Raw genomic sequence first — 14,269 nt, forward strand, 5'->3', positions numbered from 1 at the left:
CCCTGCGGCAGCAGAGCCTCCACAAAACTGAACTGACCGCTCGGCTTCGTCGTCATCGCAAGATCCCTGGTTCAAAAACAGGGAACCACATCCACACAATTTTGCAACAGGCCCGCAAGGGGGGAGATCAGATGTCCGTCGGCCTTCGCTAGTCTCCAGCGTTGGAAGGAAGGCGCCGCCAGCGGAACCGCCAATCTCCCCCCTTGCGGGGGAGATGTCCGGCAGGACAGAGGGGGGTGTGAAGGAACGCGGCGGCAGGTGTTGGGCGGCTTCGCTCAGTCCCACTATAAGGAAGGCGCCTACGCCGCCTTCTTCCACCCATTTTTGATATGCTTATACCCTTCCCGATAGACCGCTTCCGGTGTCTCGGAAAAATCGCGCCACACCTTGGTCGCCGCCGCCAAATCTTTCAGCGAACGGCCGAACGCTTCGATCGTCAGCCAGTCGTTATAGCCGCTCTTGCGGATGGCCGAGAATGTTTCCTTCCACGGAATGTTGCCGCGCCCCGGCACGCCGCGATCGTTTTCCGAGATGTGGATATGAACGACATTCCTGCGGTGTTTTGTGTAGGCATCGATCGGGTCGGCCTCCTCGATATTGGCGTGGAAAGTATCGTACATCGCCTTGATGTGCGGCCGGTCGATGGCGTCGATATGCTCCGACAGGTCCGCCATCGTGTTGAGGAGATAGCATTCGAAGCGGTTCAGCGCCTCGAGCCCGATGGTGACGCCCTTGTTGCCGGCATGGTCGCCGATCGCCCGCTGCGAGGCGACGGAGCGCTTTTTCTCGGCAGCGGTCGGTCCGGAGCCGGAAAAGGCGCCGAGCGTCGAATGCAGCGGGCCACTCAGCGTGTTTGCGGCAAGTGCCTGCGCGCAGTCGATCGCCCATTTCATGTAGTCGACACCGGCCTTGCGCGTCGCCGCGTCGGCCGAGATCAAATTCATCCGGGGATCGCCCATGGCCGAAACCGCGGTCCGCTCCAGCCCGATGCGGTCGAGCAGATCGCCGAGCTTTTTATAATCGTCCGGCGCGCCGGCGAAGATCGGTATCTCGACGCCATCAAAGCCGGTTGCCTTGATATCGCGCAGCAGTGGTTCGTGTGCCTTCGACACGGCCGTCGTCCATAAGAACATGCACATGCCGATTTTCATCGACGCCCCCCTCCCCTTGGATCCCCCGGACCGCCTCTATTTCAGAGCTTCGTCCACGCCCCATTCTTCTTCGACGACTTCACGCAGGCCTCGATGAAGGCCATGCCCTCGACGCCGTCCTGGATGGTCGGGAAGACGACGTCCTTGGCCGGCTTGCCGCCCTTGCGGCGTGCCGCGCGGATGGCGCGCGCGGCCTCCTGGTAGATGTTGGCGAAACCTTCGAGATAGCCTTCCGGATGACCTGACGGCACGCGGCTGACACGGCCCGCCACCGGCAGCGCGCCGGCGCCGTTGCGGGTGATCAGTTGCTTCGGCTGGCCGAACGGCGTGTACCAGAGATAGTTCGGGTCGGCCTGCACCCATTCCAGCCCACCCTTCGAACCGTAGATGCGCAGTTTCAGCCCGTTCTCATGGCCGGGCGCCACCTGGCTTGCCCAGATCATGCCCTTGGCCGGATGCGTCTTGCCGACCGGCTTGAAGCGCAGCATGACGTTGACGTTGTCATCGAGTAGCCGGCCCGGCACGAAGGCGTCGAGATCGGCCGACAGGGAGTCCAGTTCCAGCCCCGAGACGAAGCGGGCGAGGTTGTAGGCATGCGTGCCGATATCGCCCAGCGCACCGCCGGCGCCTGCCTGCTTGGGGTCGGAGCGCCACGCCGCCTGCTTCTGGCCTGTCGCGGCCAAATCCTCGGTCAGCCAGTCCTGCGGATATTCGGACTGCACGATGCGGATGTCCCCGAGCACACCCTTGGCGACCATTTCGCGTGCTTGCCGGATCATCGGATAGGCGGTGTAGTTGTGCGTCAGCACGAACACCTTGCCGGTCTTCTCGACTATCACCGCAAGCTTTTTTGCTTCGGCGAGCGTCGTCGCCAGCGGCTTGTCGCAGATGACGTGGATGCCGGCCTCGAGGAAGGCTTTTGCCGCCGGCACATGGACATTGTTGGGCGTGACGATGGCCACTGCCTCGATGCCGTCGGGGCGCTTCGCCTCCGCCTTGGCCATCTCGGCATAGGATGCATAGCTGCGTGCGGGATCAAGCCCCAGTTCGGCCGCTGATGCCTTGGCACGGGCCGGGTCGGCTGACAAAGCGCCGGCAACCAGCACGAAGTCGTTGTCCAGCCGCGCCGCGATCCGATGCACCGCGCCGATGAAGGCACCTTGCCCGCCGCCGACCATGCCGTAGCGGATCGGGCCGCCTCCCGTTTCCGACTTTGATGCGCCGACCATGTCTTTCTCCCTCGTTGTCTCACCTCCCTTGAGGGGAGGTCGATCCGTGCAGCGGATCGGGTGGGGTTGCCGGACGTAGAGCTCGGCATGAACCGACCCCTCCCGGCCCTTCGGGCCACCCTCCCCTCGAGGGGGAGGGGAAACCGCGTCAGATTCCCATCATGGCGCGCAGCAACTTCTTGTCGGTGGTGCCACCGGCGAAATCGTCGAATGCCTTTTCGGTCACTCGGATGATGTGATGCTCGATGAAAGGCGCGCCCTCGGCCGCGCCGTCCTCCGGATGCTTCAGGCAGCACTCCCACTCCAGCACCGCCCAGGAATCATAATTATACTGTGTCAGCTTGGAGAAGATGCCGCCGAAATCCACCTGTCCGTCGCCCAGCGAACGGAAGCGGCCGGCACGGTTGGTCCAGCTCTGATAGCCGGAATAGACGCCTTGCCGGCCGGTCGGGTTGAACTCTGCGTCCTTGACGTGAAACGCCTTGATGCGCTCGTGATAGATGTCGATGAATTCGAGATAGTCGAGCTGCTGCAGCAGGAAATGCGACGGATCGTAATTGATGTTGCAGCGCTTGTGGCCGCCGACCGCATCGAGGAACATCTCGAAGGTGGCGCCGTCGAACACGTCTTCCCCGGGATGAATCTCGTAGCCTATATCGACGCCATTATCCTCATAGACATCGAGGATCGGCTTCCAGCGCTTGCCGAGCTCAGCGAACGCTTCCTCGATCAGCCCGGCCGGCCGCTGCGGCCAGGGGTAGAGGTAGGGAAAGGCCAGCGCTCCCGAGAAGCTGACCGAGGCCTTGAGGCCAAGGTTCTTCGAGGCCTTGGCCCCGAACTCCATCTGTTCGACCGCCCATTTTTGCCGTGCCTTGGGATTGTTGTGCACTGAAGCCGGCGCAAAGCCGTCGAACTGCGCGTCATAGGCAGGATGCACCGCCACCAGTTGCCCCTGCAGATGCGTCGACAGTTCGGTGATCTCGACGCCGGCATCCGCGCAGATGCCCTTCACCTCATCGCAATAGGCCTTGGAGGAAGCCGCCTTCTTGAGGTCGAACAGCCGCGCGTCCCAGGTCGGGATCTGCACGCCCTTGTAGCCGAGACCGGCCGCCCATTTGGTGATCGACGCCAGTGAGTTGAACGGCGCGGCGTCGCCCGCGAACTGCGCCAGAAACAGCCCAGGGCCCTTCATTGTCGTCGGCATCGGCATCCTCCCTCATTTCTCTCGACCGAGCATAGCGCCGATTGGAAACAGGGCCAGCCACTTTGGTCTTTTCTCAACGGGTGCTTGCACGCACCGCCATTCTGGTATTACCAAATGTGGAAATTTGGTCAAGCCATGCAATGCGCCACCAAGACCCCAAAATCACCCGGTGCAGGCCTATATATCTCAATATAATCAAGCAAATAATCCACAGCGAAAGTTGCATCCCAGCGCTTCTTGCCGATTTAGAGAATTTGCTGTAGACCTCGCTTCAGGCCCAATTGGTCGAACCAGTTTGCGAGAAAAGGCTGGGAACGCCTTGGGGAGGAACCTTTGTGTCGCCTTTTGGCGATGCATGTCGCAGGCGAACCATAGAGACGATTTGGGAAGGACAGACCATGCATCTTTCGACGCACAACTGGATGCGCGCGGAACCCTTGGAGACGACGCTCAAGCGCATCAAGAAATTCGGCTATGAGTCGATCGAGATTTCCGGCGAGCCCGAGCAGTACAAGACCAAGGAGACCCGGGCGCTGCTGAAGGAGCATGGTATTCGCTGCTGGGGCGCGGTGACCCTGATGCTGGGCGAGCGCAACCTTGCCGCCAGGAACCAGGGCCAGCGCGAGCGTTCCGTTCAATATGTCAAGGACGTGCTGACCATGGTCAGCGAACTCGATGGCGAGATCATCACGCTGGTTCCGGCGACCGTCGGCAAGGTTGTGCCTGACGGGACCGAAGAAGAGGAATGGAAGTGGGTCGTCGACGCCACCCGTGAATGCTTCACCCACGCCAAGAAGGTCGGCGTCAAGATCGCGGTAGAGCCGCTCAACCGCTTCGAGACCTATCTGTTCAATCGCGGCGCCCAGGCACTCGCTCTGGCCGACGCGGTCAGCCCCGAATGCGGCGTCTGCCTCGATGCCTATCACATCCACATGGAAGAATTTAACGTCTATGACGCGATCCGGCAGGCCGGAAAGCGCCTGTTCGACTTCCATGTCGCCGACAACAACCGGTTTGCCGCCGGCCTCGGCCAGATCGACTGGCCGAAGATCGTCGCCACCTTGCGCGAGATCGGCTACGATGGCGCGCTGACCAATGAGTTCGTCGCGCCCGTCGACCGGACGCCGGCAGCCCCCTATCCCGACATGGTCGAGCGCAATCCGGTCGACATCTCGCCCGAGCAGCTGAAGTTCATCCAGGACCACGGCTCCAGCGTGCTCACCGAGAAATTCTACACCGACCAGATGCGCATCAACGCCGAGACGTTGCTGCCGCTGATCAAGTAGCCGACTGCCTCTGGGAAATTCGCCCTTCCGCCCTGACCGGCGGCGGGGCTGGGGAAGAATATGCGCATCAAGTCCGTCCAAGCCTGGTGGATCCGCGTTCCGATCGAAGCCGCTCGGCAGCACCGCAGCGACTTCGGTCAGGTGACGACCTTCGACGCCGCCATCCTGCGCATCGAGACCGATGACGGGCTGGTCGGCTGGGGCGAAGGCAAGAACGCCGCTGGCAGTGCCGGCAGCTACGGTGCGCTCGTCCACATGCTGAACCATGAGGTCGGGCCGCAACTGGTCGGCCGCGATCCGGCCGACATCGGCGTCATATGGGAGATGCTCTACAATGGCGTGCGCCACGACAGCGCCGCGCGTGGCGGCCACGCCATGCCGCAACTGGCGCGGCGCGGCATGAGCATCGCCGCCATCAGCGCCGTCGACATCGCGCTGTGGGACATTCTTGGCAAATCGCTTGGCGTTCCGGTCTGGCGGCTGCTCGGCGGCCGCAAGCTCGATCGCATGCCGGCCTATGCGTCCGGCGGCTGGGCGGCCGCCGACGCCATCGGCGAGCAGTTGAAGTCCTATATCGCCAAGGGCGGTTTCAAGGCACTGAAGATGCGCGTTGGCGCCATGGATGGCGCGGCACACATTTCCGCCACCCGCGTGCGGGCCGCACGGCAGGCGCTCGGCCCCGATGTCGAACTGATGGTCGACGCGCACGGCACCTACACGGTGGCCGAGGCCAAGCGCTTCATCCACCTTGTCAACGATTTGGACCTCGCCTGGTTCGAGGAACCTATTATCGCTGACGACAAGCCCGGCATGGCTGAAGTGCGGGCGTCAGGTGCCGTCCCGATCGCCACCGGCGAAAGCGAGGCGACACGCTATGCCTTCCGCGACCTTGCCGTGCTCAAAGCCGCCGACATCTTCCAGCCTGATCCCGCTTTCTGCGGCGGCATCAGCGAGGCGATGAAGATCGGCACCATCGCCAGCGCCTTCAATTTGCGCTTTGCACCCCATTTGTGGGCCGGCGCGCCCTGTTTTTTCGCAGGCTTGCATGTCTGCGCCGCCTCGCCGTCGAGTTTCACCGTCGAATATTCGCTTGGCGCCAACCCGATGATCCATGATCTGGTCGAAGAGACTGTCGAAGCCAGGGACGGTATGATAGCGATCCCGGAAAAACCGGGTCTGGGATTCACCATTTCGGAGCGGTTCCTGGAGGCGCACGCGCAACGCGGTTGACGATGAAAGAAAAGAACCTCCTCGCAGAACTCGCTGCCTACCTGTTCTCCCATTCGGACAAGGAGAGCGGCCGAACGCCTTCGGAACGCGAACTGGCGGAGCATTTCGCCGTCAGCCGCGGTCAGATCCGCGAGGCGCTGGCCATCCTGGAGGCCATGCGCATCGTCGAGCGCCGGGCCAAGTCCGGTATCTACATCGACACCAAGCAGGCCAGTGTGGAGGCCATGGCGCTTTTTGCCCGCGCAGGCCTGCCGCTCGACCCGATCCAGATCTACGAGACGGTCGAACTGCGCAAGATCCACGAGATCAAGGCGGCCGAACTTGCCTGTTCGCGTGCCACGGAGGAGAATTTCGAGCGGCTGCGCGAAATCCTGAAGGCTTCGGAAGAGCGCATCGCCGCCGGCGAAGGGCTTGCCAGGGAAGACCGCGAATTCCACCTCGAAATCGTGCGCGCCACCAAGAACAGCGTCTTCCACAATGTCTGCAGCGTCTACTACATGATGGGCGAGCAGCGCCTGCCGATCTATTTCAACGACCCCGAGCGCAACCTGCGCTCGCATGCCGAGCATATCCAGATCTATGAGGCGCTGCTGCGCCGCGACGGCAATCTCGCCCAGGCGCTGATGAGCGCCCATCTTCAAGGGGCTGAGAGCTACTGGAAAGGCCTGATCGAGGGCCATGGCGAGGAGCCGCAAAGCCCGGCGCTCGAAAGAGCCTGATCGACATGGCCCGTATCCTCACGACCCACGCCCTGCACCCGCGCGCCTCGGCCATGCTCTCAGGCGCCGGCGAACTCGTCGTCGCCTCCGCCATCGATCCGGCCACGCTGGCCGCCGAGGCTAAAAATGCCGACATCGTCATCGTGCGCGCGTCGCTGCCACCACAGCTTTTCGACGGCGCAAAGCTGCTGCGGGCGGCAATCCGTCATGGCGCCGGGCTCGACATGATCCCCATGGAAGCAGCGACCACCGCCGGCGTGCTGGTGGCGAACGTGCCGGCGGTCAATGCCCGCTCGGTTGCCGAGCACGTCATGTTCGTGGCCCTTGCCTTGCTTCGCAACTTCCGCGTCGTCGACCGCGACCTGCGCACCAAAGGCTGGCTCGCCGGCCGCGAGCATGCCAATGCCAACAGCGAGCTTGCCGGCAAGACGATCGGCATCGTCGGCCTTGGTGCCGTCGGCCAGGCGGTCGGCCATATCGCCGCGCACGGCTTCGACTTGAAGGTGGTGGCAACGACGCGCAGCATGCAGCCGGCGCCGGACAAGGTCGGCTTCCTGTCGATCGACGCGCTGGTCGAGCAGAGCGACATCATCGTGCTGTGCTGTCCGCTGACCCCGGAAACGCGCGGCCTGATCAACCGTGAGCGGATCGCCCGCATGAAGCCGCAGGCGCTGCTGATCAACGTGTCGCGCGGACCGGTCATCGACGACGACGCGCTGATCGAGGCGTTGCAGAAACGCCGTATCGGCGGTGCCGCGCTCGACGTTTTTGCCACGCAGCCGCTGCCGTCGAACCATCCCTATTTCGGCTTCGACAATGTCATCATCACGCCGCACATGGCCGGGATCACCGAAGAATCGATGATGCGCATGGGCGTCGGCGCGGCGGGTGAAGCCTTGCTGGTGCTGGCGGGCAAGCTGCCGGTCAATCTGCGCAATCCGGAAGTGGTCGATCACTACCGGCGGCGGTTTCCGGCGAGCCTGTAACACATCGCGGTTTCGCCCCAATTCTCCGCGACGTTGAGAGCCATGTCCGATCCACGCCTCGCATCCCTGGTAGCCGTCGTGTGTTCGCTCTGCGCCATGCCGTCATTCGCGGCCGAAAGCAGCTATGTCTATTGTGACAACGGGCTGCGCTGCTTCAAGGCGCCCTGCCCATCCAACAGCGCACTCGACCTTGCCACCGGGACGATCATCAAGGGCGTGTCGATCGACCCCAGCGGATTGCCTCGGGCCGACAAGGCGATAACCGATCTTTCCGACGCGCTTTATGCCGGAAAGATCGTCGTCAGGGGCTCGCTCGAGCAACGCACCCAGTCGATCACCGGCAAGGAGTACAATCTGCCCTGGCTGGTCGCGACCAGTATCGTACGCACCGCCAAGGACAGCGAACGCAAGCACTGTTCGTCGCATTAATAGTCGGTTCAGCCCTGGTCACGCGCCAAGCAGCCGCTCCACTTCAGCCGCAATCCGCAGCAGGCGCCGGTCATGCCCGTTGCGCGCCACCAGCATCAATCCGGCGGGCAGCGGAGTGCCCGGCATCGGCAGCGAGATTGCGCAGAGATCGAACTGGTTGGCGACCTGCGTGTTGCGCAGCAGCAGGCCTTCGGTGCGGTCGCGCAACTCGGCATCGTCAGACATCGAAACGATGGTCGGCGCCGTCACCGGCGTGGTCGGCAGAGCCAGCACATCGACCGATGCCAGCCGCTCGTCCATGGCGGCAACGAGCGCTGTGCGGCGGCGCATTGCCCTGATGTAGACAGGCGTCGGCAGCATTGCCGCCCGCGACAAAGGTCCGCTGACATGCGGGTCGACCGGCACCGAAGCCCCAGCCGCCAGCCAGTCGGCATGCACTTCGGCCCCTTCCATGGCAGCAATCGAGCCATGCTTGGTGGCGGCCCGCAAATCGGCAAGCAGATCATCGATCGATAAGCCCGCGATCCGCGCGCCCGTCTGTTCGATCTTGCCAAGGCAGCGGTCGAACGCGGTCGCCACCTCGTCTTCCATCTCTTCGAAAAGAATGCCGCGCGGAATGCCGACGCGAAGCCCTGCAAGGGCAATCGGCGTCAGCGCGGTCGGCACTTCACCGGCCATTACGGCGTCGGCGGCGGCACATTGGGCGACGGTTCGGGCAAGCGGACCGATCGAGTCCAGCGTGGCGGACAGCGGGAACGCGCCGGCAAGAGGCACGCGCCGCGCAGTCGGCTTGAAGCCGACGACACCGTTGAGTGAAGCCGGAATGCGTATCGAACCGCCGGTGTCGGAACCGATCGATATTTCGCTCGTCGCCTCACCGACCGAGACGCCGGCGCCTGAGGATGAACCGCCCGGAATGCGGCTGGTGTCCACGGCATTGCCGGGCGTGCCATAGTGCTGGTTGTCGCCGATCGCGGTGAAGGCGAATTCGGTCATGTTGGTCTTGCCGATAATGACCGCGCCGGCTTGCCGCAGCCGGCTGACGATCACGGCATCGCGCAGCGGAGGTGCTGCGGTCCTAAGCATCAGCGAGCCAGCCGTGGTTGGCTCGCCGGCGACATCGAACAAATCCTTGATCGAGACGATGGTGCCGTCGAGCGGCCCTAGCGTCACACTTGCCCGCTTGCGGGCATCGCTGGCATCAGCCGCGGCCCGTGCGGCTTCGGCATAGAGCTTCGTGAACACGCGCTCTTCGCCGGCACGGGCGGCGAGGCGCGCGAGAATGGTTTCCAGATGATCACGAACGGATTGCATTTTCGGTGTCGGACTCCGAACGCCTTGAACGTCCTTGGGGCATGGCTTGCCGAGACTTAACCCGGCGCAGGCGGTTTTGCACCCTGTCTAATGCGAGGAAAATCCGATGCTCTACAAAGGCAGCTGCCACTGCGGCAAGGTCGCCTTCGAATTCAAGGCCGAACTGACGGGCGCCTTGCGGTGCAATTGCTCGATCTGCTCGCGCAAGGGCGCCCTGTTGTGTGCCATCCCGCACGGGACCTTGCAGGTCCTGGCCTGGGGCGACGATCTCGGCACCTACACATTCGGCAATCATGCCATCGCGCACCGGTTCTGCCGGGCCTGCGGCATCCATCCCTTTGCGGAGGATGTCCGCGAAGGCAGCGAACGCAGTGCCTACATCAACATCAACTGCGTGGCCGATCTCGACCCCTCGACCCTGTCGGTTTTCGATTTCGACGGGCGGTCGGCCTGAGTTTGTTCGCCCCTGCCATCACAACGGCAGCGGCCCGAGAACCGTGACAGTTCTCAGGCCGACGCGCAGTGTCAGGGAAGCCTGATCGCGTCCAGGCTACTCGGCGCGCTTCGGGCCGCGCAGGAACACCACGATGGCCGCCAGCAGTGTCGCCGCGCCGCAATAGGCGAAGGCGCTGGCCACGCCGGTATGGTCGACCAGCAGACCGCCGAAGACTGCGCCGAGCGCAATCGCCACCTGGAACGTCGCCACCATCAGCCCGCCGGCGCTTTCGGCCTGATCGGGCGCGGCCCGCACCAGCCAGCTCTGCAGCCCGACCGGCACCGCGCCGAAAGCAAAGCCCCAGACCGCGACGGCGGCAGCGGCGATCGTCGGCGAAGCCCCGAAACCCAGCATCGAGGCGGCGGCCAGTGCGATCAGCAACGGCGCCAGCGCAACGGCTGCCTTGAGGCTGCGCTCGGCCAGGATACCGCCGGCGACATTGCCGAAGAAACCGCCAATGCCATAGGCCAGCAGCACCAGCGAGATCGTCTCGATGTCGAGCACGGGGACCTTCTCGAGGAAGGGACGGACATAGGTGAAGCCGGCAAAGTGTCCAGAAGCGACCAGCAGCACGACCAGCAGCGCCACCCTGATCGACGGACGCTTCAGCACGTCGAGCAAGGTGCGGAAGCTTGCAACACCCACGGGGGGCAATTTCGGAATGGTGGCCAGCTGCACCAGCAGCGCCAGGGCGGCGACGACGGTCGCAATCATGAATGCCGTGCGCCAGCCCCAGATGTCACCAACGTAAGCGCCGACCGGCGCCGCGCAGACGGTCGCCAGCGAGACGCCGGTCAGGATGATCGACATGGCGCGCGGCATCAATCGCATCGGCACCAGCCGCAGCGCCATCGCTGCCGACATCGCCCAGAAGCCGCCAAGTGCTACGCCGAGCACGACACGGGCAAGCAGAAGCACGGGCAGCGATGAGGCAAAGGTGGCCAGAAGATTGGACAGGATCAGGAATACGGTCAGCATCCACATCACCAGCCTGCGATCCATACGCCTGGTGATGATGGCCATGGTGGGTGCGGCAATGGCTCCGACGATCGCGGTTGCCGTCACCGCCTGTCCGGCCACGCCTTCGCTGACGCCGAGATCACGCGCCATCGGCGTCAGCAGGCTGGCGGGGAGAAATTCAGCGGTGACGAGGCCAAAAACACCAAGTGCCAGCGAAACAACGGCGCCCCAGGCCGGCTCGGTTCGTTCGTCGGAGTCCGCAGGGTTCAAAAGTGTGGCCTCGATGACGCCTGTCGCCTGTTCGGCCATGGTCAGTCTCCGAGTTGTTTTGCAGCGCAGCATTTGGCTGCAACGCAACATAGGGAGTGACCACCTGGAGCTTCCATGCTAGAAACCCCATCATGCTTGACAATTCGTCCAAAATTCCGATCACTGGCGACCCGCTCACCGACATTTTGCGTGGCTTGCGCCTCGATGGCGTCGAATACGGCCGCTTCGAACTGAAGGAACCCTGGGGCATTCAGTTTCCAGCCCAGCCAGCGGCGCGGTTTCATTTCATCGGCCGCAAAGGCTGCTGGCTGAAGCAGCCATCCGGCGAATGGGTGGAACTCAAGGCAGGCGACGCGGTGCTGCTGCCGCGCGGTGCGGCGCACGTGCTGGCCAGCGAGCCCGGCGCCCAGGCTTGGCCGATCCACGGCTACGAAGTCGAGGAGGTCTGCAAGGACGTCTACTGCACGTCGAACGAAGGCATGTCGGAATGCTGCCGGCCGGGAACCCTGTTGTTTTGCGGCAGCATGTACTTCAATCTCGATGGCCTGCACCCCCTGCTCGGCATGATGCCGGATGTGATGCGCACGCATGAGTTGGAAGCCTATGAGCCCGGCATTCCGCATCTGCTGGAATCGATGGAGCGTGAGGTGACGATGGAGCGCGTCGGCTCCGGCGGCATCCTGGCGCGGCTGGCCGACGTACTGGCCGCCACCGTCATCCGCTCATGGGTCGAGCGCGGCTGCGGCGACGCCTCCGGCTGGATCGCCGCCGTCAGGGACCCGGAAATCGGCCGCGTGCTGGCCGCCATCCATCTCGAGCCAAACCATGACTGGACGGTCGAGTCGCTGGCCAGGATGATGGGCGCCTCGCGATCGGGATTTGCCGATCGCTTCGCCACCATCGTCGGCGAAACCCCGGCAAAATATGTCACCCAGGTCAGAATGCATCAGGCACGGCAATGGCTGGTCCGCGACCGGATTAAGATCTCCGTCGTTGCGGCGCGTCTCGGCTATGAATCGGACGCCGCCTTCAGCCGCGCCTTCAAGCGCGTCATCGGCTCGGCGCCCAGCCATCTCCGGGCCGAGGAACAGGCCGATATCCGCCAGGCCAGCTGACGCACAGGGTTCCGAACTCAGCTTGACAAAGGCAGCACCCAGTTCGGCGGTCCCGGCAGTTTTTTTGCCGGCAGCTTTTCGCGATAGGAATTTTTTCTTGACTCGGTGACCTCAGCTATGCTACATTTTTGCCCATGGTGCTGATTTGCGCCAGTGACCCGCCGCACAGGTGGGTTTTGCGTTTGATGCTACGTCAGCCGACGCCCCGGCGGAGGAACCCGTTGGCCCGAGTTTGTTGCCCCTGAGCTGACGCATGGAGGCCGTGACGGACTGGTGATTCCAGGCTAGAGAAATCAGCATGGTTTTCACCTCGCCCAAGACTGCCTTCCCGGCCTCGGACGGTCCGCTAACCGACATCTTGCGCGGATTGCGGCTTGATGGCGTCGACTATGGCCGCTGCGAACTTTCAGACCCATGGGCCGTGTTGTTTCCTGCCCAGAAGGCAGCAAGGTTTCACTTTATCGGCCGCCGCCAATGTTGGCTGTTTTCGCCAGCCGGGGAATGGATTGAGCTGACACCCGGCGATGCATTGCTCTTGCCGCGCGGTGCCGAGCATGTCGTTGCCAGCGCGCCTGGCATTCCGGCCGTGCCGATCGAAAGCTACACTGTCGAGCCTTTGCAGGACAATGTCTTCAATGTCTCCAACGGCGGCCACGGCCCGAAAACCTTGCTGTTTTGCGGCAGCATGCACTTCAACCTGAACGGGTCGCACCCCTTGCTGGCATGATGCCGGACATGATGCGCGCCAAGGAATTGATGGCTGGCGAGCCAGGTATTCCGCATCTGCTGGAAGCCATGGCCGCCGAAATCACCATGAACCGGGCCGGCTCTGGCGGCATGCTGGCGCGACTGGCCGACGTGCTGGCTGCAAGCATCATCCGTTCCTGGGTAGAAAACAGTGGCGGCGACACCAGAGGCTGGATCGCGGCGATCAAGGATCGCGACATCGGCCGCGTACTTGCCGCCATTCATCTGCAACCCGACAGGAACTGGACCGTCGAAGCGCTCGCGCGCGAAATGGGCGCCTCGCGATCGGCCTTCGCCGAACGCTTCACGGCCATCGTCGGCGAAACACCGGCGAGATATGTCGCCCACATACGCATGCACCAGGCGCGGCAATGGCTGATCGACGATCGGATGCGGGTATCAGTGGTCGCCGCCAGACTGGGTTACGATTCCGAAGCGTCGTTCAGCCGGGCGTTCAAGCGCATCATAGGCATCGCGCCCAGCCACCTGCGCACTGTCGACGGCACCTCCGAAAACCGCTGAGGCGATCCCGGATCCGCGGCCGTGGATTGCCGGGTCTGGATGAATTGCCGGGTCTGGATGAATTGCCAAGCCTTCCGGACGCAATGCCATTGCCGGGCCACCCGCATGTAATAGCTTGCCAGAACCAAGCAGCGAGAGGCCGGCGTCCAGTCGGTCCGAAGAGGAGAACCAATGCCAAATTATCCGAAGGTCATCGCACTCGCCGTCATGCTTGCGGTTCCCGGGCGCGCCTTTGCCCTCGAGGACAGCTACCTGCCGGCCGACAAGATCCCCTATGTGGCGGAAGTACCCGACCAGCCGCATCGTCTTGGCCCATTGTGGGGCGAGCGGGCCAAGGGCCCGGCAGGCACGTTGCTGAAGGTTCCCGGCAACTGGCGTGCACCGGTCCATGCGCACACCGCGGATTATCGCGCGGTGGTTATAAAGGGGCTGTGGGCGCACTGGCAGATGGATGGCGGCGAGGCGACCAAGGTCGAACTGCCTCCTGGATCCTATTGGACCCAGAAGGCCGATGAGATGCATGACGACGCCTGCGTCTCCGACACGGAATGCGTGATCCTGCTAATCAACGACACACCCTACGAAACCTACTTCCAGAAATAGGCTGGGAT

The 14,269-nt window shown here is 63.3% G+C and carries 14 protein-coding genes and 1 pseudogene; 10 read left to right on the forward strand and 5 right to left on the reverse strand.

Going from position 1 to position 14,269, the window contains the following annotated elements:
* Nucleotides 1-299 precede the first annotated feature (299 nt).
* The 3 genes from NKI69_RS31270 to NKI69_RS31280 all read right to left on the reverse strand — a co-directional run bounded on the left by NKI69_RS31270 (nucleotide 300) and on the right by NKI69_RS31280 (nucleotide 3,584).
* Entirely contained in the window at nucleotides 300-1,151 is an 852-nt protein-coding gene (locus NKI69_RS31270; protein WP_128306077.1) for a sugar phosphate isomerase/epimerase family protein, read from the reverse strand.
* Nucleotides 1,152-1,192: 41 nt separating this feature from the next.
* Nucleotides 1,193-2,380 (reverse strand): Gfo/Idh/MocA family protein, encoded by a 1,188-nt coding sequence (locus tag NKI69_RS31275; RefSeq protein WP_352723234.1) that lies wholly within the window; start codon nucleotides 2,378-2,380, stop codon nucleotides 1,193-1,195.
* A gap of 148 nt (nucleotides 2,381-2,528) precedes the next feature.
* Nucleotides 2,529-3,584: a sugar phosphate isomerase/epimerase family protein gene (locus NKI69_RS31280; protein ID WP_128304518.1), complete on the reverse strand. Its 1,056-nt coding sequence runs from the start codon at nucleotides 3,582-3,584 to the stop codon at nucleotides 2,529-2,531.
* Nucleotides 3,585-3,982: 398 nt separating this feature from the next.
* Here NKI69_RS31280 and NKI69_RS31285 point away from each other — a divergent pair, with 398 nt between their 5' ends.
* The 5 genes from NKI69_RS31285 to NKI69_RS31305 are packed head-to-tail and all read left to right on the forward strand — an operon-like array spanning nucleotide 3,983 to nucleotide 8,234.
* Nucleotides 3,983-4,870 carry a sugar phosphate isomerase/epimerase family protein gene (locus tag NKI69_RS31285; RefSeq protein WP_023812461.1) on the forward strand — a complete coding sequence of 296 codons (888 nt, stop codon included), beginning with the start codon at nucleotides 3,983-3,985 and terminating at the stop codon, nucleotides 4,868-4,870.
* A gap of 60 nt (nucleotides 4,871-4,930) precedes the next feature.
* Nucleotides 4,931-6,100, forward strand: a complete 1,170-nt coding sequence (locus tag NKI69_RS31290) for a mandelate racemase/muconate lactonizing enzyme family protein (protein ID WP_023812460.1) — start codon at nucleotides 4,931-4,933, stop codon at nucleotides 6,098-6,100.
* A gap of 2 nt (nucleotides 6,101-6,102) precedes the next feature.
* Nucleotides 6,103-6,819, forward strand: a complete 717-nt coding sequence (locus tag NKI69_RS31295) for a FadR/GntR family transcriptional regulator (protein WP_023812459.1) — start codon at nucleotides 6,103-6,105, stop codon at nucleotides 6,817-6,819.
* A gap of 5 nt (nucleotides 6,820-6,824) precedes the next feature.
* Nucleotides 6,825-7,805 carry a hydroxyacid dehydrogenase gene (locus NKI69_RS31300; protein ID WP_352723235.1) on the forward strand — a complete coding sequence of 327 codons (981 nt, stop codon included), beginning with the start codon at nucleotides 6,825-6,827 and terminating at the stop codon, nucleotides 7,803-7,805.
* A 42-nt stretch (nucleotides 7,806-7,847) separates the two neighbouring features.
* Nucleotides 7,848-8,234, forward strand: a complete 387-nt coding sequence (locus tag NKI69_RS31305; protein ID WP_352723236.1) for a hypothetical protein — start codon at nucleotides 7,848-7,850, stop codon at nucleotides 8,232-8,234.
* 18 nt (nucleotides 8,235-8,252) lie between these two features.
* Here NKI69_RS31305 and NKI69_RS31310 read toward each other — a convergent pair whose 3' ends face one another.
* The gene (locus NKI69_RS31310) at nucleotides 8,253-9,548 is read right to left on the reverse strand and encodes an amidase (protein WP_352723238.1); all 1,296 of its coding nucleotides are present in this window, start codon (nucleotides 9,546-9,548) and stop codon (nucleotides 8,253-8,255) included.
* A gap of 106 nt (nucleotides 9,549-9,654) precedes the next feature.
* Here NKI69_RS31310 and NKI69_RS31315 point away from each other — a divergent pair, with 106 nt between their 5' ends.
* Complete coding sequence (locus NKI69_RS31315) at nucleotides 9,655-10,002, forward strand: GFA family protein (protein ID WP_023812455.1); 348 nt, start codon at nucleotides 9,655-9,657, stop codon at nucleotides 10,000-10,002.
* A gap of 96 nt (nucleotides 10,003-10,098) precedes the next feature.
* Here the strand turns inward: NKI69_RS31315 and NKI69_RS31320 are convergent, their stop codons facing one another.
* A complete protein-coding gene (locus NKI69_RS31320; protein WP_352723239.1) occupies nucleotides 10,099-11,313 on the reverse strand; it encodes an MFS transporter in 1,215 nt (404 codons plus the stop codon).
* 92 nt (nucleotides 11,314-11,405) lie between these two features.
* Between NKI69_RS31320 and NKI69_RS31325 the strand changes: the two genes are divergently transcribed.
* From NKI69_RS31325 to NKI69_RS31340, 4 genes and pseudogenes are all read left to right on the forward strand, one after another.
* The gene (locus NKI69_RS31325) at nucleotides 11,406-12,389 is read left to right on the forward strand and encodes an AraC family transcriptional regulator (RefSeq protein ID WP_352612890.1); all 984 of its coding nucleotides are present in this window, start codon (nucleotides 11,406-11,408) and stop codon (nucleotides 12,387-12,389) included.
* Nucleotides 12,390-12,687: 298 nt separating this feature from the next.
* Nucleotides 12,688-13,223, forward strand: a pseudogene (locus NKI69_RS31330) (cupin domain-containing protein); the annotation flags it as partial.
* A 183-nt stretch (nucleotides 13,224-13,406) separates the two neighbouring features.
* Nucleotides 13,407-13,658: a helix-turn-helix transcriptional regulator gene (locus tag NKI69_RS31335; protein ID WP_352723262.1), complete on the forward strand. Its 252-nt coding sequence runs from the start codon at nucleotides 13,407-13,409 to the stop codon at nucleotides 13,656-13,658.
* A gap of 171 nt (nucleotides 13,659-13,829) precedes the next feature.
* On the forward strand, nucleotides 13,830-14,261 hold the full coding sequence (locus NKI69_RS31340; RefSeq protein WP_128304525.1) for a DUF4437 domain-containing protein: 432 nt from the start codon (nucleotides 13,830-13,832) through the stop codon (nucleotides 14,259-14,261).
* Nucleotides 14,262-14,269: the final 8 nt, after the last annotated feature.

Source organism: Mesorhizobium sp. M0491 (assembly GCF_040321265.1).
Classification (GTDB): Bacteria; Pseudomonadota; Alphaproteobacteria; order Rhizobiales; family Rhizobiaceae; genus Mesorhizobium.

Excerpts from the sequence above, each read along its gene's own strand:
- NKI69_RS31270 (WP_128306077.1), bottom strand. The coding sequence starts at position 1,151 with ATGAAAATCGGCATGTGCATGTTCTTATGGACGACGGCCGTGTCGAAG.
- NKI69_RS31275 (WP_352723234.1), bottom strand. The coding sequence starts at position 2,380 with ATGGTCGGCGCATCAAAGTCGGAAACGGGAGGCGGCCCGATCCGCTAC.
- NKI69_RS31280 (WP_128304518.1), bottom strand. The coding sequence starts at position 3,584 with ATGCCGACGACAATGAAGGGCCCTGGGCTGTTTCTGGCGCAGTTCGCG.
- NKI69_RS31285 (WP_023812461.1), top strand. The coding sequence starts at position 3,983 with ATGCATCTTTCGACGCACAACTGGATGCGCGCGGAACCCTTGGAGACG.
- NKI69_RS31290 (WP_023812460.1), top strand. The coding sequence starts at position 4,931 with ATGCGCATCAAGTCCGTCCAAGCCTGGTGGATCCGCGTTCCGATCGAA.
- NKI69_RS31295 (WP_023812459.1), top strand. The coding sequence starts at position 6,103 with ATGAAAGAAAAGAACCTCCTCGCAGAACTCGCTGCCTACCTGTTCTCC.
- NKI69_RS31300 (WP_352723235.1), top strand. The coding sequence starts at position 6,825 with ATGGCCCGTATCCTCACGACCCACGCCCTGCACCCGCGCGCCTCGGCC.
- NKI69_RS31305 (WP_352723236.1), top strand. The coding sequence starts at position 7,848 with ATGTCCGATCCACGCCTCGCATCCCTGGTAGCCGTCGTGTGTTCGCTC.
- NKI69_RS31310 (WP_352723238.1), bottom strand. The coding sequence starts at position 9,548 with ATGCAATCCGTTCGTGATCATCTGGAAACCATTCTCGCGCGCCTCGCC.
- NKI69_RS31315 (WP_023812455.1), top strand. The coding sequence starts at position 9,655 with ATGCTCTACAAAGGCAGCTGCCACTGCGGCAAGGTCGCCTTCGAATTC.
- NKI69_RS31320 (WP_352723239.1), bottom strand. The coding sequence starts at position 11,313 with ATGGCCGAACAGGCGACAGGCGTCATCGAGGCCACACTTTTGAACCCT.
- NKI69_RS31325 (WP_352612890.1), top strand. The coding sequence starts at position 11,406 with ATGCTTGACAATTCGTCCAAAATTCCGATCACTGGCGACCCGCTCACC.
- NKI69_RS31335 (WP_352723262.1), top strand. The coding sequence starts at position 13,407 with ATGGGCGCCTCGCGATCGGCCTTCGCCGAACGCTTCACGGCCATCGTC.
- NKI69_RS31340 (WP_128304525.1), top strand. The coding sequence starts at position 13,830 with ATGCCAAATTATCCGAAGGTCATCGCACTCGCCGTCATGCTTGCGGTT.